The 23,360-nt window shown below is 63.0% G+C and carries 23 protein-coding genes, 1 other RNA gene and 1 riboswitch; of the genes, 17 read left to right on the top strand and 7 right to left on the bottom strand.

Annotated features, from left to right (window positions below):
• Nucleotides 1-270: 270 nt before the first annotated feature.
• Nucleotides 271-1,020 carry an SDR family oxidoreductase gene (locus JOD97_RS16640; RefSeq protein ID WP_209719994.1) on the bottom strand — a complete coding sequence of 250 codons (750 nt, stop codon included), beginning with the start codon at nucleotides 1,018-1,020 and terminating at the stop codon, nucleotides 271-273.
• A 111-nt stretch (nucleotides 1,021-1,131) separates the two neighbouring features.
• Nucleotides 1,132-2,901: a hypothetical protein gene (locus JOD97_RS16635; RefSeq protein WP_209719991.1), complete on the bottom strand. Its 1,770-nt coding sequence runs from the start codon at nucleotides 2,899-2,901 to the stop codon at nucleotides 1,132-1,134.
• Between the two features lie 211 nt (nucleotides 2,902-3,112).
• Nucleotides 3,113-3,236, top strand: a riboswitch (ZMP/ZTP riboswitch).
• A gap of 98 nt (nucleotides 3,237-3,334) precedes the next feature.
• Here JOD97_RS16635 and glyA point away from each other — a divergent pair.
• The 8 genes from glyA (at nucleotide 3,335) to JOD97_RS16595 (ending at nucleotide 10,528) form a co-directional block, all read left to right on the top strand.
• On the top strand, nucleotides 3,335-4,582 hold the full coding sequence (glyA, locus tag JOD97_RS16630; RefSeq protein ID WP_209719989.1) for a serine hydroxymethyltransferase: 1,248 nt from the start codon (nucleotides 3,335-3,337) through the stop codon (nucleotides 4,580-4,582).
• Nucleotides 4,583-4,663: 81 nt separating this feature from the next.
• The gene (gene nrdR, locus JOD97_RS16625) at nucleotides 4,664-5,134 is read left to right on the top strand and encodes a transcriptional regulator NrdR (RefSeq protein ID WP_209720521.1); all 471 of its coding nucleotides are present in this window, start codon (nucleotides 4,664-4,666) and stop codon (nucleotides 5,132-5,134) included.
• Between the two features lie 94 nt (nucleotides 5,135-5,228).
• Nucleotides 5,229-5,813, top strand: a complete 585-nt coding sequence (gene pilV / locus JOD97_RS16620) for a type IV pilus modification protein PilV (protein WP_209719986.1) — start codon at nucleotides 5,229-5,231, stop codon at nucleotides 5,811-5,813.
• Nucleotides 5,810-6,760, top strand: a complete 951-nt coding sequence (locus JOD97_RS16615; RefSeq protein ID WP_209719983.1) for a PilW family protein — start codon at nucleotides 5,810-5,812, stop codon at nucleotides 6,758-6,760. Before pilV ends, JOD97_RS16615 begins: the two co-directional genes overlap by 4 nt.
• A 2-nt stretch (nucleotides 6,761-6,762) precedes the next feature.
• Nucleotides 6,763-7,287 carry a PilX N-terminal domain-containing pilus assembly protein gene (locus JOD97_RS16610; protein ID WP_373999870.1) on the top strand — a complete coding sequence of 175 codons (525 nt, stop codon included), beginning with the start codon at nucleotides 6,763-6,765 and terminating at the stop codon, nucleotides 7,285-7,287.
• Nucleotides 7,288-7,404: 117 nt separating this feature from the next.
• On the top strand, nucleotides 7,405-9,513 hold the full coding sequence (locus JOD97_RS16605) for a pilus assembly protein (protein WP_209719977.1): 2,109 nt from the start codon (nucleotides 7,405-7,407) through the stop codon (nucleotides 9,511-9,513).
• Nucleotides 9,510-9,965, top strand: coding sequence for a type IV pilin protein (locus JOD97_RS16600; protein ID WP_209719974.1), 456 nt, complete (start codon nucleotides 9,510-9,512; stop codon nucleotides 9,963-9,965). The genes JOD97_RS16605 and JOD97_RS16600 overlap by 4 nt, the downstream gene beginning before the upstream one ends.
• Nucleotides 9,966-9,976: 11 nt before the next feature.
• Nucleotides 9,977-10,528, top strand: coding sequence for a GspH/FimT family pseudopilin (locus JOD97_RS16595; RefSeq protein ID WP_209719971.1), 552 nt, complete (start codon nucleotides 9,977-9,979; stop codon nucleotides 10,526-10,528).
• Between the two features lie 295 nt (nucleotides 10,529-10,823).
• Here JOD97_RS16595 and JOD97_RS16590 read toward each other — a convergent pair whose 3' ends face one another.
• On the bottom strand, nucleotides 10,824-11,135 hold the full coding sequence (locus JOD97_RS16590) for a hypothetical protein (protein ID WP_209719968.1): 312 nt from the start codon (nucleotides 11,133-11,135) through the stop codon (nucleotides 10,824-10,826).
• 682 nt (nucleotides 11,136-11,817) lie between these two features.
• On the opposite strand from JOD97_RS16590, the gene ribD reads away from it, so the two are divergent.
• From ribD to JOD97_RS16575, 3 genes are read left to right on the top strand one after another with little or no spacing between them, the layout of a single operon-like run.
• Nucleotides 11,818-12,915, top strand: a complete 1,098-nt coding sequence (gene ribD / locus JOD97_RS16585) for a bifunctional diaminohydroxyphosphoribosylaminopyrimidine deaminase/5-amino-6-(5-phosphoribosylamino)uracil reductase RibD (protein WP_373999869.1) — start codon at nucleotides 11,818-11,820, stop codon at nucleotides 12,913-12,915.
• 12 nt (nucleotides 12,916-12,927) lie between these two features.
• The gene (locus JOD97_RS16580; RefSeq protein ID WP_209719964.1) at nucleotides 12,928-13,566 is read left to right on the top strand and encodes a riboflavin synthase; all 639 of its coding nucleotides are present in this window, start codon (nucleotides 12,928-12,930) and stop codon (nucleotides 13,564-13,566) included.
• A gap of 12 nt (nucleotides 13,567-13,578) precedes the next feature.
• The gene (locus JOD97_RS16575) at nucleotides 13,579-14,490 is read left to right on the top strand and encodes a LysR family transcriptional regulator (RefSeq protein WP_209719961.1); all 912 of its coding nucleotides are present in this window, start codon (nucleotides 13,579-13,581) and stop codon (nucleotides 14,488-14,490) included.
• Between the two features lie 10 nt (nucleotides 14,491-14,500).
• Here the strand turns inward: JOD97_RS16575 and JOD97_RS16570 are convergent, their stop codons facing one another.
• Nucleotides 14,501-15,241, bottom strand: coding sequence for a hypothetical protein (locus JOD97_RS16570; RefSeq protein ID WP_209719958.1), 741 nt, complete (start codon nucleotides 15,239-15,241; stop codon nucleotides 14,501-14,503).
• 182 nt (nucleotides 15,242-15,423) lie between these two features.
• Nucleotides 15,424-16,221 carry a transporter gene (locus JOD97_RS16565; RefSeq protein ID WP_229264480.1) on the bottom strand — a complete coding sequence of 266 codons (798 nt, stop codon included), beginning with the start codon at nucleotides 16,219-16,221 and terminating at the stop codon, nucleotides 15,424-15,426.
• 215 nt (nucleotides 16,222-16,436) lie between these two features.
• On the opposite strand from JOD97_RS16565, the gene ribBA reads away from it, so the two are divergent.
• The 4 genes from ribBA to JOD97_RS16545 all read left to right on the top strand — a co-directional run bounded on the left by ribBA (nucleotide 16,437) and on the right by JOD97_RS16545 (nucleotide 19,441).
• Entirely contained in the window at nucleotides 16,437-17,546 is a 1,110-nt protein-coding gene (ribBA, locus tag JOD97_RS16560; RefSeq protein ID WP_209719955.1) for a bifunctional 3,4-dihydroxy-2-butanone-4-phosphate synthase/GTP cyclohydrolase II, read from the top strand.
• A gap of 25 nt (nucleotides 17,547-17,571) precedes the next feature.
• Nucleotides 17,572-18,060, top strand: coding sequence for a 6,7-dimethyl-8-ribityllumazine synthase (gene ribH / locus JOD97_RS16555; RefSeq protein WP_209719951.1), 489 nt, complete (start codon nucleotides 17,572-17,574; stop codon nucleotides 18,058-18,060).
• A gap of 114 nt (nucleotides 18,061-18,174) precedes the next feature.
• On the top strand, nucleotides 18,175-18,645 hold the full coding sequence (gene nusB, locus JOD97_RS16550; protein ID WP_209719948.1) for a transcription antitermination factor NusB: 471 nt from the start codon (nucleotides 18,175-18,177) through the stop codon (nucleotides 18,643-18,645).
• Nucleotides 18,646-18,844: 199 nt separating this feature from the next.
• Complete coding sequence (locus JOD97_RS16545; RefSeq protein WP_209719945.1) at nucleotides 18,845-19,441, top strand: hypothetical protein; 597 nt, start codon at nucleotides 18,845-18,847, stop codon at nucleotides 19,439-19,441.
• Nucleotides 19,442-19,647: 206 nt separating this feature from the next.
• Here JOD97_RS16545 and JOD97_RS16540 read toward each other — a convergent pair whose 3' ends face one another.
• Nucleotides 19,648-20,562 carry a transglycosylase SLT domain-containing protein gene (locus JOD97_RS16540; RefSeq protein WP_209719942.1) on the bottom strand — a complete coding sequence of 305 codons (915 nt, stop codon included), beginning with the start codon at nucleotides 20,560-20,562 and terminating at the stop codon, nucleotides 19,648-19,650.
• A gap of 482 nt (nucleotides 20,563-21,044) precedes the next feature.
• Here JOD97_RS16540 and ubiD point away from each other — a divergent pair, with 482 nt between their 5' ends.
• Together ubiD and ffs are read left to right on the top strand one after the other, a co-directional pair.
• Nucleotides 21,045-22,529 carry a 4-hydroxy-3-polyprenylbenzoate decarboxylase gene (gene ubiD, locus JOD97_RS16535; RefSeq protein WP_209719939.1) on the top strand — a complete coding sequence of 495 codons (1,485 nt, stop codon included), beginning with the start codon at nucleotides 21,045-21,047 and terminating at the stop codon, nucleotides 22,527-22,529.
• Between the two features lie 15 nt (nucleotides 22,530-22,544).
• Nucleotides 22,545-22,643, top strand: an RNA gene (gene ffs / locus JOD97_RS16530) — signal recognition particle sRNA small type.
• Between the two features lie 54 nt (nucleotides 22,644-22,697).
• On the opposite strand, the gene JOD97_RS16525 is transcribed toward ffs, so the two are convergent.
• Nucleotides 22,698-23,354: a hypothetical protein gene (locus JOD97_RS16525; protein ID WP_209719936.1), complete on the bottom strand. Its 657-nt coding sequence runs from the start codon at nucleotides 23,352-23,354 to the stop codon at nucleotides 22,698-22,700.
• Nucleotides 23,355-23,360 lie beyond the last annotated feature (6 nt).

Below are 23,360 nucleotides of genomic sequence, written 5' to 3'. Positions count from 1 at the left end.
GTTGTGTTGAGCAACATTCTACGCGATTTTGTTCTTTTGGTTGAAGGTTCGACGGGCAAAGCCGCGTCCGTCCCGGCGCTTATGCGGGATTTCAACTCGGGGCGCAAAGATTGCACTGGCGACAGTTAAGCGGTTTACAGGCAACTTGCCAAGGATTGTAACAACCGCTTACGAATTGCAGCGTGGGGGTACATACGCGTCAACCCGGACGACGATGAACCGCCGGGGTCGTACCCCGTACGGGGTACGACCCCTCCGCCCGTGGGGGGGTCAGACGTTGCGCTTGATCGCCAGCGGGCCGTAGCCCTGGCAGGTCGGCATCATCTCGATGCGGTTGATGTTGATGTGCGGCGGCAAGGTGGCGATCCAGTACGCGGTGTTGGCGATGTCCTCGGCCGTCAGCGGCACGGTGCCTTCGTACACCTTGGCGGCGGCTTCGTCGTTGCCCTTCAGGCGCACGTTGGAGAACTCGGTGCCGCCGCACAGGCCGGGCGCCAGATTGGTCGCGCGCACGCCGGTGCCGACCAGGTCGGCCCGCAGATTCAAGGTGAACTGCTCGACAAACGCCTTGGTGGCGCCGTAGACGTTGCCGCCCGGGTAGGGCGTGGCGCCGGCCACCGAGCCCAGGTTGATGACGGTGCCGCTGCCGCGCTTGACCATGTCCGGCAGGATCGCGCGCGTCATGGCGACCAGGCCGGCGCAGTTGGTGGCGATCATCGTGTCCCAGTCGTCGAGCGACGATTCGTGCGCCGGGGTCACGCCCAGCGCCAGGCCGGCGTTATTAATCAGCACGTCGATCTGCTTCCATTCGGCGGGCAGGCCGTCCAGCGCGGCTTTGATCGAGGCTTTGTCGGTGACGTCCAGCACCACCGGCAGCACAGCGCCGCCCAATTCGGCCGACAAGCTTTGCAGGCGGTCCTCGCGGCGTCCGCTGATCAGCACTTTGTGGCCGTTTTGAACGAAGGTGCGGGCCATGGCGGCGCCGAAGCCGGCGGTGGCGCCAGTGATGAAGACGATCATGTTCTATCCTTGTGCTTTAGTGGGGGCAATACAAAATTGTAGCCGAAACAAGCATGAAGGGTTAACGCGCTCGGCGGCAGCACGGGGGCTGCCGCAACGATCAGGATCCGATCATGGTTGGCTTACCGGCGCGGCATTGACGTATGTATAAATAGCGCTCTTGATGCCATCCGCTTCGGCCTGTAATTCGAAGCTGCCGTAGCCGATGCCCGACAGGGTGACGTTCCAGTTACCCTGTGGATCAGCAATGGTGCTGACCGACACGATGCCGCCGCCATTCAAGTTCACCGAGGTAACTAACACGGTGGCGCCGGGCGAGGCGGTGCCGGCCAGCAGCAGATTCGGCGAATCGATCGGGGCCGGGACGGAGATGGTTGGCGTGAGGGCGTCGCTGATGTGAGCCGTTACTTGGATGGCGGGCAATCCGACGTAGGATTGGTCGGTGCTGCTGGCAGTGTTGGTGACGATGCCGTCGTGCGGAGCTTCGGCGACGCCGTCTTGCAGTGCTTGTACGCTGACCGTTTGCGCGACATTCCAGTTGGCTGGCGTGAACGTCAACTGAGAGCGGGCGACACCCAGCTGGGCGTTGGGCGTGACGTTGACGATCACGTTCGCGCTGGGAACCTGATCCAGCACCGCCGTGTAGGTGCCGGCGGCTCCGCCCTCGGTCAGCGTGAGTGTTTTTTGCGACAGTGTCAGGCCGGACGGGACACCGAAGTCTGCAGTGTTGAGATGCGTGATATTTGATGCGCTCAGACTGCGGAAATCATAAACCACATATCGTCCGTTGGCGCTGAGGGAGGGACGGTAGGCCCCCACAGTGAGGGGCATCAGCGCCCGGCGCGCGACCTTGGTGGTGCGGTCATATTGGTACAGGCCGATGGAGGCGATGGTGGCCGGCGACACGCCATAGCCGTAAAAGGCGACAAAGCGGGCGTCGCCGCTGATGCTTACGCCTTGCTCCCCGGATGCCCAGGTGCTTGCGCCGTAAGTGATGCGCTCTGTGGTGGCGGCTTTGCGATCGCGAATGAAGACGTCGTACGTGCCGTTGGCATCCCCCGCCGATAGATTATTCGAGTTGTTGGCGAACACAAGCACGCTACCGTCCGCGCTCATGCCATGTTTGTTGAGGCCATTGGAGGATGGACTTTGCCCAGCATTGTTGACATTGACGACCTCGGTGCCGCCGGTGGCGCGGTCATGCACGCAAACACATATCGTTCCGGTGGTCCCCGGCTTGCCTTGGTAGCTAATATAGCGGCCATCATCGCTGATAAACATGGGATCGTCCTGGGAAACCACGAAGGTGCTCGTGGCTGACGTGACTTGCGTCGTCTTGCTGAGCATGTCGCGCACATAGACGGGCTGGCTGGTCGAGTCGACCAGCCGATAGGTCACGTAGCGGCCGTCGCTGCTGATGCCGGCGTACATCGTGCCCTGGATCTTGTTGCCAGCCACGATCACGACGGCTTCCGTGCTGCGGTTGATGCGGTCAAACAAAAAATAGCCGCCGCCGCCAACCGGCACGCCCATGTCCGGCGAGCGGGAGGAGTACAGAACATAGCGCCCATCACGGCTAATGACGGCGGACTGCCCACCTTGCGCCGCCGGCGCGCCACCCTGGGTCAGGGCGACGGGCTCTTCGGTGCCGGCCACGCGATCGCGGAGATAAACCGATTTTCCCTGTGCGGTATGCAGGGTGTAGGCCACGTAGCGGCCGTCGGCGCTGACGCTCGGTTGAGTGTACGCCAAGCTTGGTTGGCTTAACTGATAGCTTTCGAGCACAACATCCGGAGCGGCCAATGCCGCGCATGGCGTCAATGCAGCGATGAGGGCGGTGGCGAGACTGGTTCGATGCAGGGGGGACTTGCTGGTAACCATGCGAAAACTCCTTGGTGGATGTGGCGGGTGAAACATCGGCTGGACGACGGACGCGGTGCAAATAACACGATCATTTTAGTTTATCATGGGAAAGTTGTTGCAGAGAAATATTTCACAATCAGCGGCGCGGTACGCCGGCGGCCAATGCTTAATCTTTGAGCAATCACTTCCTTGCTCAAATCTGGCGCATAAATTACAATCCGGGTTCCATTACGTCTCACGTAACTGGCGAAAAGCTGCGGTCGGCCCCAAAAAGGTGCGTCGATCCGTCGGCGAAAGGTGGGCATCCACCGGGAAACGTGAGATTTCAATAGCCGTTCGCCTGGGCAGCCCATCGATGGAAAGCACGAAGAGGCTGCCTGTCCGCTATCGGCGTCCCTCATTCGATCCAGCCTGCCAAGTACTACAGTTACTCATTCGATTGGAGTTTTTCATGTTCGCAAAAGATCACACCCTCGCCAGCGTTGACCCGGAATTGTTCGGCGCCATCCAAAAAGAAAACACCCGCCAGCACGACCACATCGAGCTGATCGCGTCGGAGAACTACACCTCGCCGGCCGTGATGGAAGCGCAAGGCTCGCAGCTGACCAATAAATACGCCGAAGGCTATCCGGGCAAGCGCTACTACGGTGGCTGCGAATACGTCGACGTCGTCGAGCAACTGGCGATCGACCGCGTCAAGCAGCTGTTCGGCGCGGAAGCGGCCAACGTGCAGCCGAACTCCGGCTCGCAGGCCAACCAGGGCGTGTTCTTCGCCGTGCTCAAGCCGGGCGACACCATCATGGGCATGTCGCTGGCCGAAGGCGGCCACTTGACCCACGGCATGCCGCTCAACATGTCCGGCAAATGGTTCAACGTCGTCTCGTACGGCCTGACCCCGGAAGAGGACATCGACTACGCCGCCATGGAAGCGCTGGCCAAGGAACACAAGCCCAAGCTGATCATCGCCGGCGCGTCGGCCTTCTCCAAGAAAATCGACTTCGAGCGCTTCGCCGCCGTGGCCAAGGCCGTTGGCGCCTACTTCATGGTCGACATGGCGCACTACGCCGGCCTGATCGCCGCCGGCCTGTACCCGAACCCGGTGCCGCACGCCGACTTCGTCACGTCGACCACGCACAAGTCGCTGCGCGGCCCGCGCGGCGGCATCATCCTGATGAAGGCCGAGCACGAGAAGATCATCAACTCGGCCATCTTCCCCGGCATCCAGGGCGGCCCGCTGATGCACGTGATCGCCGGTAAGGCGGTCGCCTTCAAGGAAGCGCTGACGCCGGAATTCAAGGCCTACCAGCAACAAGTGGTCAAGAACGCCGACGTGCTGGCCAAGACGCTGATCAAGCGCGGCCTGCGCATCGTGTCCGGCGGCACCGAGTCGCACGTGATGCTGGTGGACCTGCGTCCGAAGAACCTGACCGGCAAGGAAGCCGAAGCGATCCTGGGCACGGCGCACATCACCACCAACAAGAACGGCATCCCGAACGATCCGCAGAAGCCATTCGTCACTTCCGGCATCCGTCTGGGCAGCCCGGCGATGACCACGCGCGGCTTCAAGGAAGCGGAAGCCGAGCAAGTCGGCAACCTGATCGCCGACGTGCTGGACAACCCGCACGACGCCGCCACCATCGAGCGCGTCAAGGCGGCGGTGAAGGTGCTGGCCGATAAGTATCCGGTCTACGCCAAGTAATAAGTAGTAAGTAGTAACGCGGGACGCCGGCCTGGCCGGCGTCCCGTTAAGTGGTTCAATGTAAGTTTGCCCATGGCTCATATGAAATGTCCGTTCTGCCAGCATGACGATACCCAGGTTCTCGATACGCGTGTATCCGAGGAAGGGGATTCCATCCGCCGGCGCCGGCGCTGCGGCAAATGCGATAAACGGTTTACCACGTATGAGCGCATCGAGCTCGTCATGCCGTATGTGGTCAAGAAGAACGGCAGCCGCACCGAATATTCGGCCGCCAAGTTGCGCGGCAGCTTGACCTTGGCCCTGCGCAAGCGTCCCGTGGCGGCGCCCGCCGTTGACGCGGCCGTTTTATCGATCGAAGAAAAATTGCTCACCAGCGGCAAGCGCGAAGTCGACACCGGCTACATCGGCGAGCTGGTGATGCAGGAGTTGCAGCGCCTCGACAAGATCGCGTACATCCGCTTCGCCTCGGTCTACAAAAACTTCGAAGACCTGGCCGAGTTCCAGGACGCCATCGCCGAAGTCGGCCAGGACCGCAAGCCCCGTAAAAGCTAGCATCCCGCTAGCGCACAGTTGATCCACCTCATACCTCTGCCATTGTCCGCTGCTACCTTCTGAGGTAGTCCCTGTCGACTTGCGGAGGTTTGCGATGCGTGCACGACATACGGCCCGTGCCGTTGCCGGCTTTACCCTGGTCGAAATCCTGATCGCCGTGCTGGTGCTGGCGGTGGGCGTCGTCGGCGGCGTGTCGATGCAATTGACGGCGCTGCGCGCGCGTCATCAGGCCACCTTGCTGGCGCAGGCCGGCTGGTTGGCCGCCGGCATGGCCGAGCGCATGCGCGCCAATCCCGAACAGATGCGCCTGGCCGACGGCGCCAACCCCTACCTGACCCTGGACTACGACGCGCTGGCCGAACCGAATCCGCCGGTGCCGGCCGCGCTGTGCCATGGCGGCGCCTGCGACGGCGCCCAGCTGGCCGCGTTCGACCTGTACGAAATGAAATCGCTGATGCGCGAGAACCTGCCAGCCGGCCGCGCGGTGATCTGCCGCGACGCCGGCGTGTGGTCGGGCGGCAAGCTGCGCTGGGCGTGCAGCGGCGGCGCCGGCGCGCCGCTGGTGGTCAAGGTCGGCTGGCGCGGCAAGAACCCGGATGGCACGGCGCGCAAGGACGAGGCGGGCGAATACGTGCCCGGGGTCGCGCTCGCCCTGGCCGCCGTCGCGGGGGCGCCATGAAGCGCGCGCGGCAGGGCGGCTGGACCATCATCGAACTGATCATCGCATGCGGCCTGGGGCTGGTGCTGACCTTGCTGGCCAGCGGCTTGCTGCTGGCTGCCAGCGGCAACTATCGCAACCACAGCGAGAACACCTGGATCGACGACGGCGGCCGCTACGCGCTGGAGATCATGTCGCAGGCGATACGGCAGGGCGCCCACGTCAACTGGAACGGCACGGAGGCGCCGTCCGAGCTGGCCGCGAACGAGCCGGCGGCCGTGGCCGGGTTCGACGCCAGCAGCATCACCAAGAACAGCGACGGCATCGCCGGACTGGCGCCGGACGTGGCCAACGGCAGCGACGTGCTGGCGCTGCGCTTCTCCGGCCACGGCGAGGGCGCCAACGGCGACGGCTCCAGCCTCAATTGCGCCGGCTTCGGCGTGGGCGCGCCGTCGGCCACGGTCGAACGCGGCTGGAGCATTTTCTATGTCGCCGCCGACGCCGGCGGCGAGCCGGAACTGCGCTGCAAATATCGTAGCGCCGCCGGCTGGGGCGCGGACGCCATCGTGCGCGGCGTCGATTCGTTCCAGGTGTTGTACGGCCTCGACAGCGACGAGCCGGCCGACGGCATTCCCAACACCTTCGTCAACGCCACCGCCATCAACGCCATGGACGCCGGGCTGGCGCTGGTGGGCGCCACGCCCGACGAACTACGGCGCGATCTGCACCGCAAGACCCACTGGAAGCGCGTCTGCGGCATCAAGCTCGCGTTGCTGCTGCACGGCGAGAACAACACCCGCGCCGACCGGGTGGCGCGGCGGTTCGACTTGTTCGGCCCCGCTTATTCCGACGGCCACGGCGACGACCTGGGCGTGCGCGTGGCGGAAGGCATCTTCCCCGAGTCGCAACGATGGCGGGCGCGGCGGGTGTTCGGGATGACGGTGGCGCTGCGCAACCGGAGCGACTGAGCGTGGCGGCGCGGTGCGGGGTGGGGCGCGAACGCGGCGTGGCGCTGTTGGTATGCCTGCTGATGCTGATACTGGTGATGTTGCTTGGCGTCTCGGCGGCGCAACTGAGTTTGCAGGGCGAAAAGGCGGCGCGTGGCGAGCGCGATCGGGACGTGGCGTTTCAAGCGGCGGAGGATGCGTTGGCGGATGCGGAGCGCGACATTCAGCAAGGGACGGCAAAGGTCGTCGACGAGGCGTGCGGCGAGGCGCCCGTGTGGCAGCGTGTCGACCTATCCGGCGCCGCGGACGGTGGCGCCTGCACGACCGAGTACGGCGCCGCAACCGGCGCGGCGATGCAGACCGGGCAAGGCTTCCTGCCGTTCAAGAAGCCGCGCTACCTGATCGAACGCACCGAATGCCACCAGCCGGGGGAGGACGCCTCGGCCGGCGCCGCGCCCAGCTATTGCTACCGGGTGACGGTCATCGGCTTCGGCGCCAAGCGCGCGACGCAAGTGGTCCTGCAAAGCATATACAGCAAGCCCGAGTAACAAAGGAAACGCACGAAAACGGCACGAAAACCAAAATCAATCTAAACCACGTAGGGCGGATTAGCGCAGCGTAATCCGCCAGGCGCCGCCGACGGCCCTAGCGGGCAAGGAGAACGCATGCAAATCAAACACCTGTTGATTCCAGCGGCGATGATAATAGCCGCAGCCGCACAAGCCGCGCCCCCAAGCCTCGACATCGCCAGCGAACCGCTAACAGCCGCCTGCCGCGCCGCCAACCCGCGAACCGTCGCCGCCGAATTCGAAGGCGCCTCTCTATTGCATCCGGCACCGCCGCCCGCGAGTGCCAGCGCCGGCGACCTGTTCCAGGCCAGCACCAACCCGACCGACTGGAGCGGACACTTTTCCCGCTACACCTTACTGCCCGGCGCCGCGGGCTTGCCGTCCACACCAACGGCCGCCTGGGACGCCGGCGTCCGCCTGACCGGCGACGCCACAAACGCGCCGAGCCCGGCGCCAGCCGCCCGCAAAATCTTCACCGCCATCGTCCAGCCGGACGGCACGCTCGACATGATCCCATTCGAATGGAACGCCTTATCGGCCGAGCAACGCCTGCAACTGGACCAAGCCCCTTCGTCGACGATCCCCGATGCGCTGGGCGAGCAACGGCTGGCCTTCCTGCGCGGCGACCGCACCCAGGAAGGCAAACTGTTCCGCGCGCGCGGCGGCGTGCTGGGCGACTCCATCCACAGCACGCCCGTCTACGTGGAGCCGTCGGTAGCGCGGCCCGGCGTCATTTATATCGGCGCCAACGACGGCATGCTGCACGCCTTCAACGCCGCCGATGGCGCGGAACTGTTCGCCTACGTACCGAACGCGCTGTTCTCCTCGCTGAACCGCCTGGCCGATCCCGACTACAGCCACCGAGCCTACGTCGACGGCCCCGCCAGCGCTGGCGAGGCGATGATTTCCGGTGCCGGCAAAACGGTCTTAATCTCCGGCATGGGCGGCGGCGCGCAAGGCGTTTTCGCGCTGGACGTCACCGACCCCACGCGCTTCTCCGACGGAGGTGGCGTGCTGTGGGAATTCACCGACCGCGACGACGCGATGATGGGCAACGTCACCACGCGGCCGCAGATCGCCAAGCTGCGCACGCGGACTGCCGCGGGCGTGCCGGTCTACCGTCATTTCGCGGTCGTCGCCAGCGGATTGAATAACTACGCGGCGGACGGCCACGCCAGCCCGACGGGCAAGGGCGCCTTGTTCCTGCTGGCCGTCGACAAACCGCGCGACGCGCCCTGGCAACTCAACGTCAACTATTACCGGTTGATCACGCCGATCGCCGATGCCACGCTGGCCAACGCGCTCAACGCCCCGGTGCTGGTGACGGACCGTGCCGGCGCGCTACGTTACGGCTACGCTGGCGACCTGCAGGGAAACTTATGGCGCTTCGACTTCACCGGCGGCGCGCCGTGGGTGGGCGCGGTCGGTCCCGGCGCGGGCGGCGCCCCGCTGTTTGTCGCGCGCGACGTCGATGGCAAACGCCAGCCGATCGCCCAGCAGCCCTTGCTGGCATACGCCGATGGCGGCGGCTATCTGGTGCTGTTCGGCACCGGCAAACTGATCGAAAAGGCGGACCGCACCTCTGCCAGCTTCGCGCCGCAATCTTATTATGCGATCCGCGATAGTCTGCACACTCCGGCCGATATCGTCACCAGCCGCAATCAGCTGACGCAACGCATTCTCGGTGGCGACGCCGGCATGCCGGCGTTCAGCATCGGCGGCGCCAATATGGCATACGACAGCATGGGCTGGTACGTCGACTTGTTGCAGGCGGCTACGACCGGCGAGCGCAGCATCGACAGCGGCGTGCTGGCCGGCGGCGAGGTGTTCTTCAACACGCTGCTGCCTGGTGCCGACACGTGCGACAAGGCGCGAAAGCGAACTTATGCGCTCAACGTGCTGACCGGTCTGGCCGAGCGGGATAGCGTGGTCACGCGACTGCCGGTGCCCGCCTCCATCGAGCAGGCGATCATCGGCCGGATATCCGATGGTTATCGGGCGACCCCGTCGCTACTGCCCGTCACTGCCACCAGGACGCCGCGCGATCCGACTGGCCGCGCGCGCTTGTACAGGGAATTGGCCGTCGCCGACCTCACGCCGCAAGGAATGGTGGCCGCCGGTCACGTCCAGGTCCAGTTGCGCGCCGGCCGCCTGAGTTGGCGCGAGGTGGGCAACTGGCGCGAACTCCATGGGGCGGCGAAATGAGCCGAAACCGACATAAAGGTACCAGCCTGATCGAAATGTTGATCGCGATGGTCATACTGGGCGTGCTGGCGGGGAGCGCCATGTCATCCTGGCAGCAGCATGTGATCAGCGCCCGCCGCAACGAGGCCCAGGCGATGCTGCTCAGATTGATGTTGCAGGAGGAACGCTATTTCACGCAGAACGGCACGTATCTGGCGTTTTCCTCCGGCTCGACCGGTTTTGAGGAGCGCCAGTTCCAATGGTGGAGCGGTAGCCGCCCGCAGACCAGTGGCTATGAGATCGAAGGCAAAGCGTGCGACAACGAGCCGATCGAGCAGTGCGTGCAACTGGTGGCCACGGCCGGCACCGCCAAGGTGGACGTCAACTTCCGCGACGACGAATGCCGGGAGATGAAGCTGCTCAGCACCGGCGAACGGCTCTCGACCGGCACGCGCGCCAATTGCTGGCGCTGAGCGGGGGAGCCATGGAAAGGAAAGACGCCGGAGTCTCGCTGGTGGAACTGATGGTGGTGCTGGTGCTGGCCGGCATACTGCTTGGCGCCGCCGCGCCCGCTTATCAAGACGTGATGCGGCGGCAGCAACTGCGGGTCGCGACCAACGATCTGGTAGCCGCCATCGACCTGACCCGCTCGCATGCGATCGCGCGCGGCGGTCCTGTCATGCTGGGGCCACTGGAGGCGAGCGGTACGGACTGGGCGAAAGGCTGGGTGGTATTCGTCGATGACAACGGCAACCGCCGGCCAGACGCCGGCGAACAGCGCCTATTCCAGCACGGGCCGCTGCCGGAGGGGATGACGCTGGTCTCCGCCTTTTCATCCGGTGCGACGCCGCTTTACCTGGCCTATAACGGCGCGGGACGCAGCTGCAGTGCAAGCAACAGCCTGGCCGCGCGCTGGGGCACGTTGTCGCTGGCGCGCGGCAACGACGCACGCAACATTAAAATCAACATGCTGGGCCGGCTGCGCGTGTGCGACCCGGCCGTCGATTCCGCCAATTGCGGCGGCGTTAATGATTGATGGCAGCGGCATGGGTTCACCGACGTGGGATGGACGTGTAGCCGGGGCCCATGGGGTCGAACATCTTCGATAGTTTCTGGATTGCGCGGTGGCGTGTTGCTGCTGGCTCTGATGGTGCCCGCCGACGCAGCTCCACTTGCGGTGGATTGTCCGGCGAAATATCCCGACCTCGGCCAGATGCAAGCTCTGGCGGCGCGGGGGCGCGGCTGAACGGGAACCCCTCGAATAGATCGCCGACGAGCACTTAGACGCATTGTGCGGACGTAAAAAAGCCCGCGCTAAGCGGGCTCATCGTTTACTTGACGAACATCTTGAGGAGTGAGGGCAGCAACTGCGCAATGAAGATCGCGCCGACCACCCACATGATAATTGCAGCTTTTGCCTCCGCGATGTCGGCTTTGGTGGCACCTTTCAGTTCCGCGACGTCGGCCTTGGTAGCACCATTGGCCTTAATCACCGCTATATCGATTTTGATGGCGGTAAGGTCGGCTTCCAGTTTTTCGACGCGTTTTTCCATATCCCCATCATAGGGCGGTTGCCCGCCACCGTCAATCGGAGTGCGGTCATCCTTTTTTGTAGCCCACGGGCCTTTGGAGACGTTACTCACGGGTTGCCTTCCTTTCAGCCACCCATGCCAAAATCCTAGGATAGGAGAAGTGTCGAAAATGCCCGCAATTCTCACACTCGCAAATTATCACCAAACTACCACTGTGCGGATTCATCAATGCTGTGCCTCGGTCTGAGGTATCAATGCCAGGCATAGATACTACCGTCACACTCCGATTGGCACGTACGTGAATTTCGTTAAGGCCATGACCACAACTTGGGCATTCTGGCCGTACACCTTTTGCTATTAGATAATCGACCACCAGATCTTGAAAAATTTCACGATAAGGCAGAGGTGAATGGTCGTTGTCCACTGTTGGTCCTTAGCTTCAAAAAACATGGGTGGTGCAGTTTTAGTGGGAGTCGATAGGCGTGCAGCGAATGGTGTGCCGGCTATTTCTTCGTGCGCAAATTATGATTGTATGAAAATTTGATAACTGGAATCTATTCAATTGTCACGAACCTGAGCGTCGACGGAGAGTGCCGGAAGAAGCTCTCGGGAGAAATTTGGGCGAAAACCCCGAGCGTTTCAGAATAAACATCAAGGCAACAATATTTGAATTGAGTGCGATGTCAATATTCGGTCTTGGACGGTTTGGGCATGTTGGAACGACCGAATATCAATTTGCTTATAATGACGCTGGCTGCGCTTGCGGCCGGCGTACTCAACGATTAAGGACAACGTGAACATCAGCAACGATCTCGAAGGCATGACGCTGGCGCTGGAGTGGGCCGCGAAGGGGCTCTATACGACGTCGCCCAATCCGCACATCGGCTGCGTGATCGTGCGCGACGGCCAGGTCATCGGGGCCGGCGTTACGCAACAGGCCGGCGGCGACCACGCCGAAATCCAGGCGCTCAAGGCTGCGCAGGCGCGCGGCCACGACGTGCGCGGCGCCACCGCCTACGTCACCTTGGAGCCGTGCAACCACTTCGGCCGAACGCCGCCATGCTCGGACGCGCTCGTGCACGCCGGCCTCGGCCGCGTGGTGGCGGCCATGGAGGACCCCAATCCACTGGTCGCCGGGCAGGGCCTGGCCAAGCTGCGCGCGGCCGGCATCGAGACCAGCACCGGCCTGCTCGCCGAGCAAGCTTATGAATTGAACATCGGTTTCTTCTCGCGCATGACGCGCGGCCTGCCGTGGGTTCGTATGAAGACCGCCGCCAGCCTGGACGGCATGACGGCGCTGCACAACGGCACTAGCCAGTGGATCACCGGGCCGGAGGCGCGCGCCGACGGTCACGCCTGGCGCGCGCGCGCCTGTGCCATCCTGACCGGGATCGGCACCGTCAAGGCCGACGATCCGCAGCTGACGGTGCGGGCGGTCGAGACGCCGCGCCAGCCGCGCCGCATCGTGGTCGACAGCAAGCTTGAGATCAGCCTGGACGCCAAGATATTGGAAGGCGGCGGCACGTGGATCGTGGCGGCGGTCGCCGATCCGGACAAGGAGGCGGCACTGCGCGAGGCCGGCGCCGAAGTCATCCTGCTGCCCAACGCCGCCGGCAAGGTGGACCTGCCGGAGCTGATGCGCGAGCTGGGCCGGCGCCAGATCAACGAGCTGCACGTCGAGGCGGGCGGCAAGCTCAACGGCTCGCTGATCCGCGAGGGCTGCGTCGACGAGCTGCTGCTGTACCTGGCGCCAAGCTTGATCGGCGACGCCCAGGGCATGTTCGCGTTGCCGGCGCTGACCGATTTGTCGCTGCAGCGCCGCCTGAAATTTCACGAGGTTAAGCAGATCGGCGCCGATTTGCGTATCCTTGCAAGATTCACCCATCTTTAAGATTGCACTCACATGTTTACTGGAATCGTCGCCGCTGTCGGCAAAATTGAATCGGTCAAACCTTTGGAAGGCGGCTCGTTCGCGGGCGTGCGCCTCAACGTCAACGCCGGCGGCTTGCCGCTGGCGGACGTCGCGCTGGGCGATTCGATCGCCCTCAACGGCGCCTGCATGACCGTGATCGAAAAGACCGACACCAACTTCAGCGTGGACGTCTCGCGCGAAAGCCTCAACTGCACCGTCGGCCTCGACACCCTGACCGAAGTAAATCTGGAAAAAGCCGTGACCTTGAGCGAACGTCTTGGCGGCCACCTGGTGACCGGCCACGTCGACGGCCTGGGCGTGGTGCGCAAGTTCGAGGCGGTGGGCGAGTCGTGGGAGCTGGTCGTCGAGGCGCCGCACCACCTGGCCAAGTTCCTGGCCTTCAAAGGCTCGATCGTCGTCAACGGCGTGTCGCTGACGGTCAACCGCGTGACCGACATCGGCACCGGCGCCGACCTGGTGTGCCAGTTCTCGATCAACCTGATTCCGCACACCATCGCCGTGACGACCTTGAAGCACCTGAGCGTGGGCAAGCAAGTCAATCTGGAAATCGACCTGATCGCCCGCTATGTCGAGCGCATGGTTTCGGTGGGCGCGGCGTCGATGCCTTAAGCTGCCGCTGCCATGCAACGCGCGTTTGAAGACGTCATGCTGGGCAGCATCGAGCTGCTGTTAAGCGTCGCGGAGCTGGGCAGTTTTACCTTGGCCGCCAATTCCGCCGGTATCTCGCCGGCGGCGGTCAGCAAAGCCGTCATGCGCCTCGAAAAGCGCTTGGGCCTGCAGATATTCGTGCGCTCGACCAGGAAGATGCGGCTGACCGACGCCGGCGAGCGCTATGTGGACGGTTGCCGTAACGCGCTGACGTTGTTGCGGGAGGCGGAGCAAAGCGCGACCGGCGCCCAGGTGGTGCCGACCGGCCGGCTGCGATTCAGCCTGCCGACGCCTTACGCACACTGGCGGGTGCTGCCGCTGATCGCCGCGTTTCGGCGGCTGTATCCGCAGGTCAAGATCAACATTCACATCAGCAATCAGTCGGTCAGCCTGACGAGCGAGCAGTTCGACATCGCCATCCGTGGCAACACGCCCGCCGACTCCGGCATGGTGGCGCGAAAAATCGAGGATGCGGAGTTGGTCATTGTCGCGTCGCCGGAATATTTGCGCGCCGCACCACCGCTGCGCACGCCGGCCGATCTGGCCCATCACCAGTGCATCCAGTTCCTGCTGCCGCGGACGGGCAAGAACTCACTGTGGAGCTATGTGGAGGACGGCGTCGTCAGGGAATACGAGGTGGCCGGCGATATCGTTTGCGAGGAGGAATACCTCGGCGGTCTGGCGTTGGCGCGCGGCGGCGCCGGCGTTTACCAGATGTATCGATTCGCCGTCGAGGACGACCTGAAGGCCGGACGCCTGGTGGAGTTGCTGCAGGAATACGGCGGCGCGACCCGGCCGTTTTATCTGATTTTCCCGAGAACCCCGGTGCAGCCGGCCAGGCTCCGCGTGTTCATCGATTTTTTGATGGACAAGTTGGGAGCCTGAGGGCCAACGGCTAGACTTCCTGCGCGGGCACGTCGGGGAAGGGCAGCGGCGGCGACATCGGGTTGATGGCCGGCGCGCCTTTTTTCTGACGCGACAGCGGCAGCCAGGTCGAGAACACCATGCTGGTGCGGTTGAAGGCGGTGGTCAAGCCCAGGCTTGCCGGTAGCAGTTCGCCGAGCGATGCCATGGCGGCCAGCTTGGCGACGGCGCGCTGCGCGGCCTCGACATCGTTGTCCTCGCGCGCGCTGGCGTTGGAGGTCATGATGGCGATCTGCTTCTCGTCCGGCTGGTCCAGCAACCAGACGCTACCGAGGCCGGCTTGCATCGCCTTTTCGCGGATGTGCGGCCACGCCTCGGTCAGGATGCGCTTGGCGTCGGCGGCGCCGGCGGTGTAGTGCCAGCGTTCGAAGCGGTTCACGCCGTGGGTTTCGACGTGGGTGAAGTCGTGCGCGCCGATGACTTTCCAGATGTGCTTGTCGACCTGCTGGAACATGGCGCGGTCCCAGAATTTCACGCCCGGCTCGAATTCCAGTTCGTCCTGCGTCCAGCGGAAGTAATCCTGGACGTTTTCCCACGTGTCGAACACGTAGCGGCCGCCGCAAATCGGCCCGCCGGTGACGGTGTCGTATTGAATCGGCGTGTACTTGCGGTTCATGCCGCGATAAGTGTCCATCGAGCGGCGTTCGATCTCCACGTAATCGTTGAGTTTCTGGAACGGCAGACCAAGCGGCAGCACGATATCCGATGTCATAGCCGCTTCGGCGTGGATTTCACCAATTTCATAACCAATCACGTTCATTTTCAGCTCCTGTTTCGTCGATGCGGGAGATCAAGGTTTGTTTTCCCTCTCCGTTGGAAACAGTATGCTTGTAACCCCAGCCCCCCACCTATAGCGTGGAGGTTGCTTGATTTATTCCTGTCAGGAATAAATGGCTACCAGAGCTTGGCCAGCGGCAGCACCAGTCCGCTGAACAGCGACCAATCCGGCGATGCCGAATTGAGCCCCCTGGCCACGCCCCAGTCGATGGTCAGGCGCTTGGTCGGGCTGTAGGTGGCGGCCACCAGCAATTGCGCGGTGTTGTCCTGGCCGCTGCGATGCGTGCCCGACAGTTCCGTGGTCACGCCCCATTTCTCCGACACGGGCGCGGAGAACGACGCCGACCAGCCTTTTTGAACCCGCCCGCTGCCGGGCTCGTAGGCGCCGAGCCGCGTCGCGTTCAGATTGGCGTCCATGTGGACCACGCCCATGTCCCGGCTGTAGATGCCGTTGAGGACGTAGTCGCTGCTGCCGCTGCCGATGCTGTCTTTCGCGGTCGGCAGTTTCACGCCCAACTCCAGGCCGAAGGCGCTGGCGTCGTCGACCGCGAAGGCGCGTTTGAGTTCCAGCGTCGTGTCGCCGATACCGCGCTGGCGCGGATTGCCGTCGGCGTGTGATGAGACGTAGGCTTCGCCGCCGATCACCACGCCCCATTGCTCGTTGAACGCCAGTTTGAAGGTGTAGGGCAGGCTGGCGCGCCGGTCGTCGTCCGATTTGCTGCTCAGGCCGCCGATTTCGAATTCCAGCTGGCCGGGCGCCGGCAACTGCGCCGGGCTCGACACCGATGGACGGTAAGGGGTGATCGGCGGCCCCTCCTGCGCGTGCAGCGGAACGGCCATGGCGCCGAACGCCAACGCGGCAAGCAGTTTCGCCGCCGGCGCCGGCGCCGGGTTTTGGGTTGTCGCTTGACGCATCGGCATGATCTCCTGGTTGATTGGTGTCCGATTCTAACCTTTGGCATGGCGCCCGGAGCCGGCGCCCGCCTTACGGGTAGGTAATGTTTGCAATAAGCAAAGGTCGTGGGACGGAAAGTCCGTGGTTTGGCGGATAAAAGCGGCTGTTTACGGTAGGGAAGGCGTAAATCCTTTAAAATAGCGGCCTGTTCTCGCATAGTTCCCAAGGATTAAAAATGTCAATTTCCAGCACCGAAGAAATCGTCGCCGAATTGCGCGCTGGCCGCATGGTGATCCTGGTCGATGAAGAAGACCGGGAAAACGAAGGCGATCTGGTGCTCGCGGCGGACTTCGTCACGCCGGAAGCCATCAATTTCATGGTCAAGCACGCGCGCGGCCTGGTCTGCCTGACCCTGACCGAAGAGCGCTGCGACCAGTTGAACCTGTCGATGATGTCGACCCGCAACGGCACCGCCTTCGGCACCAACTTCACCGTCTCGATCGAGGCGGCCGAGGGCGTGACCACCGGCATCTCGGCCGCCGACCGCGCCAAGACCATCCAGGTGGCCGTGGCCAAGGACACGCAGCCGTCGGACATCGTCCAGCCGGGCCACATCTTCCCGCTGAAGGCGCAAAAGGGCGGCGTGCTGATGCGCGCCGGCCATACCGAAGCCGGCTGCGACCTGACCGCGATGGCCGGCCTGACGCCGGCCTCGGTGATCTGCGAGATCATGAAGGACGACGGCACCATGGCGCGCCTGCCCGATCTGCTGGAATTCGCCCGGGAACACAATCTGAAGATCGGCACCATCGCCGACCTGATCCACTATCGCAGCCGCAACGAGTCGCTCGTCGAGCAGATCGGCGAGCGCCAGCTCAAGACGGCGCAGGGCGAGTTCCGCATGATCGCCTACCGCGACAAGCCGAGCGGCTCGGCGCACCTGGCGCTGGTGCACGGCCAGATCGAAAAGAGCAAGGAAACCCTGGTGCGCGTGCACCAGCCGGTATCGATCCTCGACATCCTCGAATCGGAGGCGACCACGCACTCGTGGAACCTGTCGTCGTCGCTGGCGGCGGTCAAGGCCGCCGAGCGCGGCGTGATCGTGCTGCTCAACTGCGAGGAGACGGCCGAACAGTTCTTCGCGCAATTCCAGGCGCTCGACAAGCCGGAGACCAAACCGAAGGGCCGCGCGGCCAGCATGGACCTGCGCAGCTACGGCATCGGCGCGCAAATTTTGAAGGAAGTCGGCGTCTGCAAGATGCAGCTGCTGGCCAGCCCGCGCAAGATGCCGTCGATGACAGGCTTCGATCTTGAAGTGACCGGCTACATGGCCAAACCGAACTAACACACCCATATTAAAGAGGCTCATCATGACGGTAGGAAGCTACGAAACCAATTTGTCCGGCGACGGTTTGCGCATTGGCATCGTCCAGGCGCGGTTCAACGAGGACGTCTGCCACGGCCTGCTGTCCGCTTGCCTGGCTGAACTCAAGCGCCTGGGCGTGGCCGACGAGGACGTGCTGCACGTGGCCGTGCCGGGCGCGCTGGAAGTGCCGCTGGTGCTGCAGAAGATGGCCGAGTCGCAGCAGTTCGACGCGCTGATCGCGCTGGGCGCGGTCATCCGCGGCGAGACCTACCACTTCGAGCTGGTGTCGAACGAATCGGGGGCCGGCATCACCCGCATCGGCCTCGACTACGGCATTCCGATCGCCAACGCGATCCTGACCACCGAGAACGACGAGCAGGCCGAAGCCCGCATGGGCGTCAAGGGCGCCGACGCCGCGCGCGTGGCGGTCGAAATGGCCAACCTGACGATCGCGCTCGAAGAGCTGAGCCAAGACCAGGGCGACGACGAATAAATCGGCACCACGAAACGGAATTAACTACGGAACCACGTAGGGCGGATTAGCGCAGCGTAATCCGCCAACCCGCATTTTTGCAATAGCACCAAGTAATTAAGAACAGGTACAACCATGACAGATAAAATTTTGCACGCCAACCCCAGCAAGAGTCGCACGCCGCGTCACCGCGCACGCGAGTTCGCGTTGCAGGGTTTATATCAGTGGCTGCTGAACAATGAAGACGCCGCCACCGTGGTGAACAACATCCGTGGCGCGCACGGCTTCGACAAGGCCGACGGCGACCACTTCACCGTGCTGCTGTACGGCGCGATCAAGGATTCCGTGGCCCTGCGCGAGACGTTCGCGCCGCTGGTCGACCGCGGCGTCTCCGAGCTGTCGCCGATCGAGCACGCGGTGCTGCTGATCGGCGCGTTCGAGCTGAAGAACAACCTGGAGATTCCGTACCGCGTCGTCATCAACGAGGCGGTGGAGCTGACCAAATCGTTCGGCGGTATCGACGGCCACAAATACGTCAACGGCGTGCTGGACAAGCTGGCCGCGCGCCTGCGTCCGGACGAAGTGGCGGCCGACAAGAAGCGCTAAACCGCGCCGGTATCGCGACAAGCCACCCAAGGTATCTTGCGGTGGCTTTTTTTACATTCACCTTGACGCAGATCATGTTGCATCTCAGAATTGATTGATTTTTGATTAATCCTGGGGCGGCGTTATCGAACTCTATCCTGTCCATGGCCGTGCAGCGTGGCGCCGACGCGGCTGGCTGGCGCTGATCGGCGGCGCGCACGTGCTGGCGTTTTTCGTCTGGCAGACGCCTGAGCGGCCTCTCGCGGCTTCCGTGACGCCGCATCAGGCCATCACTTATATCCTGGCGCCGGTTAAGCGGGCTCAGCCTGTTCCAGCGGCGGTACCCAAGGTGGCCGCGCGGCCGCTATCCAGGCCCGCTGCCCAGCTGCTGGCGGTTCCGTCGCCGGTGGAGCCGACGCCAGCCGCTCCGACGCAGCCCCAAGCGATCACCCAGACCACGCCGCCGCCAGACCCGTTCGCGCAGCCACCCGCGACAGCGGGCGAAGACCTGCGGCAGCGCGCGCTGAAAAGCGCCGCTCTTGTTGACAAGCAGCTGCGTAAGGAGGCCTGGAATCCGCGCGACAAGAAGATCGCCAACGAGACGACGCTGTTGGCGGCCAAGATAGGCGGCGCCTATGTGGGCAACGACGGCGGCACGACGATGGAGGAGGTCAGCACGCCCGATGGCCGGTTGGTGACGAAGGTGCACACGCCAGGCGGCGGCACGTATTGCGCGTACAAGGAAACCAATGGTGTCACCGGTGGACGCGATCCGTTCCGCGACGGCGTCAAGACCAAGGTGACTAGCTGCCCCTGAGCTGCTGGGGCATTACCACGTAACCACGTAGGGCGGATTAGCGCAGCGTAATCCGCCAAGCTCCGTCGGCGGCTCATGGCGGATTACGCTGCGCTAATCCGCCCTACGAAAATCCCAAAACAGCACATTGGGAAATCGGCAACGCCAACGAAAAAGGCCGTTCAGTCTGCACTGAACGGCCTTTTTCACGCGGCGCTCTATATATATTAGAGGCCGGCGATTTGCGTGTCGTTGCTCGCGGTGGCGGCGGACGCCATCGGCGCGGTCTGCGGCGCCTGCTTGGCTGGCGCGGCTGCCATCATCGGCGTGATCGTCGGCACCTTCTTGCCGGCCGAAACCTGCTTCAGACGCTGGTATTCCGCCAGGACCTTGGAACCATAACCGTCGTCGTGCTCGAACGCTGCCGCGCCGACGTAGATTTTCAGGCCGGCTTCGACCGAGCCGCCACGGTTGACGTAATCCTTGAGGATCAGCGAGCCGACGCGGATGTTGGCGACCGGATTGAGCGCCGCTTGCAGGCCGCCCATTTCCTGGAACTTGTCGTGGTGGACCTTGGACATGACCTGCATCAGGCCTTGCGCGCCGACCGGGCTTTCCGCGAACGGATTGAGGCCCGATTCGATCGCCATCACGGCCAGGATCAGCAGCGGATCAAGCTTGATCTCGCGGGCCGTCAGGTAGGCGGTGGACACCAGCATGTTGGCGGCGTCGCCAGCCACGCGGTAGCGCTTGGACAGCCACGAGGTGACCCATTGCTGCTGCTTCTGGGTGCCCACCAGGGCCTTGTCGTCGGCGCTCAAAGGCGCGGCGGCGTTGACAACGGAGCCGGCAGGGGCCGGTGCGGGGGTGTCCATCAGGGCCGACAGCGGCGGCGCCACGACGGCGACGGCTGGGACTTCCGGAGCCGGGTTCAGGCTGTCGCTCAAGGCTTTGGCCAGATCCGGACGAACAAAAAATACTGCCATGACAACTAAAGCGGTCACACCAAGAATGGTCAAAGTGTGCTGGGCGGTGGTCAACACGCCCTTTGCCGATACGCGGGTCGTGAACAACGACGACGCTGGCTGGCTAGCCAGGAAAGTGCGGGCCGCAGCCGACGCACTAGTGAAGCGATTAATCATAGAGTTCCCCTGAAATGCCGTAAAAGCGGGTCCCTGCCAGCGTCGAACGCAGCTAACCGGGTGCTAATGCCATGCATCAGAAATATCATCGTCCGTCGCCGCTATGGGTGCGCGCGTTGGACGCCGTCATTGCTTGCTTGAGCTGATTTTTCCCTGTGGTATTCCATCAGTCGCAATACAACTTCTTTCGGGGGTAAGGCAGACGCCTTTTGAAAACACTCCTTAAAATGTCATGTGGAGCCCCGACTCCGTGAATGAATGAGCAACATCAACATGTACTTCCATGTGGTCCTGAGACCGTGTCCTCTTCAAGTAGGGCAAATTGTAGAAGCCGTTTTATATCAAGTCAATACTAACGCAAATGAAAGCTATAACTTTTAAGTCTTACTTTTTTGCTTGTGTTCGCTGGAAAACCAATAAAATCAACTACTTGACCTGTATTTTTAAACAGTACGCTTCACTGCAAGAAAAATTAAAAAACGATGAAATATTCTGATCTGCGAGATTTTATTTCTCAACTGCAACGGATGGGCGAACTTAAACCCATTTTATTGCCTGTTTCGCCGCATTTAGAGATGACCGAGGTATCCGACCGCACATTGCGGGCCGGCGGACCGGCGTTGCTGTTCCAAAATCCGACCGGCCACAACATGCCGGTGCTGACCAATCTGTTCGGCACGCCGCGCCGCGTCGCGCTCGGCATGGGCGCCGAGGATGTCGGCGAGCTGCGCAAAATCGGCCACGTGCTGGCGCGCCTGAAGGAGCCGGAGCCGCCCAAGGATTTCAAGGACCTGCTGGGTATGGGCTCGCTGGTGAAGGCGGTGTGGGACATGGCGCCGAAGGAATTGCGCGGCGCGCCGTGCCACGACATCGTGTGGGAGGGCGCCGATGTGGATCTGGCCAAATTGCCGATCCAGCATTGCTGGCCGGGCGATATCGCGCCGTTGATCACCTGGGGCCTGGTCATCACCAAGGGACCTAATAAGAAGCGCCAGAATCTGGGCATTTACCGTCAGCAGGTGCTGGGGCCGAACAAGGTCATCATGCGCTGGCTGGCGCACCGCGGCGGCGCCCTCGATTTCCGCGAGCACGCCATACAGAACAAGGGCAAGCCGTATCCGATCTGCGTCGCGCTCGGCGCCGATCCCGCTACTATATTAGGCGCGGTCACGCCGGTGCCCGACAGCCTGTCGGAATACCAGTTCGCCGGCCTGCTGCGCGGCAGCCGAACCGAGCTGGTCAAGGCCATCGGCAGCGAGCTGCGGGTGCCGGCGTCGGCCGAGATCGTGCTCGAGGGGCATATCTATCCGGACGAGAACCACCCGTCCGGCTACGAGCACGCGCTCGAGGGGCCGTACGGCGACCACACCGGCTACTATAACGAGCAGGATTCCTTCCCGGTGTTTACGATCGACCGCATCACGATGCGCCGCGATCCGATCTACCACTCCACTTATACAGGCAAGCCGCCGGACGAGCCGGCCGTGCTGGGCCTGGCGCTGAACGAGGTGTTCATCCCGCTGCTGCAAAAGCAGTTCACCGAGATCACCGATTTCTATTTGCCACCGGAGGGTTGCAGCTACCGCATGGCGGTGGTGCAGATCAAGAAGCAGTACGCGGGCCACGCCAAGCGCGTGATGTTCGGCGTGTGGAGCTTTTTGCGCCAGTTCATGTACACCAAGTTCATCGTGGTGGTGGACGAGGACGTGAACGTGCGCGACTGGAAGGAAGTGATCTGGGCGATCACCACCCGCGTCGATCCGACCCGCGACACCACCTTGGTCGACAACACGCCGATCGATTACCTGGACTTCGCCTCGCCGGTCAGTGGCCTGGGCAGCAAGATGGGCATCGACGCCACCAACAAGTGGCCCGGCGAAACCACCCGCGAGTGGGGCACGACCATCGTCATGGCGCCCGAGGTGAAAACACGGGTGGATCAAATTTGGCAGGAGTTGGGCCTGTAGGGTATAATTGACCTTGGCGGGCCCCTGCGCATTGTGGCATGGCTAACCTGGTCAGGTCGGGAACGAAGCAGCCACGGCTATTAACCATAAGTGCCGCAGATCAGGCTCGCCTCCTTCGGGATTATTTAAAAGCTGCCATCAGGCAGCTTTTTTTTATGTCCGCCCGGCTTACTCGCCCCGCAGTTCGGCCTCGTACGGCCGCTCCGACACGACGATCATCGGGTTGGTCTTCAGCAAGTCCGATTCCGGTTTGAGCGCGATCTCGTTTTTGGCGTTGGTGTTGTAGGCCTTGGCGCCGACCTTCAGCTGCGCCGGCTTGTCGAACTTGAACAGCACCACATCCACGCTCGGGGCGAACATGCTCATCGCGCCGGCCATCTTCTTGATCGCCTTGTTCATCTGTCCCACGCTGCCCATCACCGTCGCGTACGGCCATTGCAGGCCCTCCGGCAGCGGCGTGACGGCCTCGTAGTTGACGGCCGACTTGTCTTCCTTCGGCAGGCTGGTCATGATCTTGACGTCGTCGTTCATCCATTTGGGATTGGGCGCGCCGATCGCCAACCGGAAATCCTTGGTCAGCGCCGGCAGCGGCGTGCGTTCGTTGCCGTCGACCACCGTCAGCACGACGTCGGACGGCTTGTAGTTCTTGTTGACCGGCTGCACCTTGAGGAACAGGTTGACGCGGTCGCGCTCGGCGGCCGGCAGCGCGTAGAAACGGTCCAGGCGCAGGCCCTCGATCAGTTTTTTGTACGGCGTCCATTCGCGCTCGGCGGCGTGCAGGTTCAGGGACAACATCAGCAGGGAGAGCAGGGCGATTTTTTTCATTTTCCA

Source organism: Duganella sp. 1411, assembly GCF_017833525.1.
GTDB lineage: Bacteria > Pseudomonadota > Gammaproteobacteria > Burkholderiales > Burkholderiaceae_D > Rugamonas.
The sequence above is the reverse complement of the archived record's forward strand: the minus strand, read 5'-3'. Positions and strand labels throughout refer to the sequence as shown.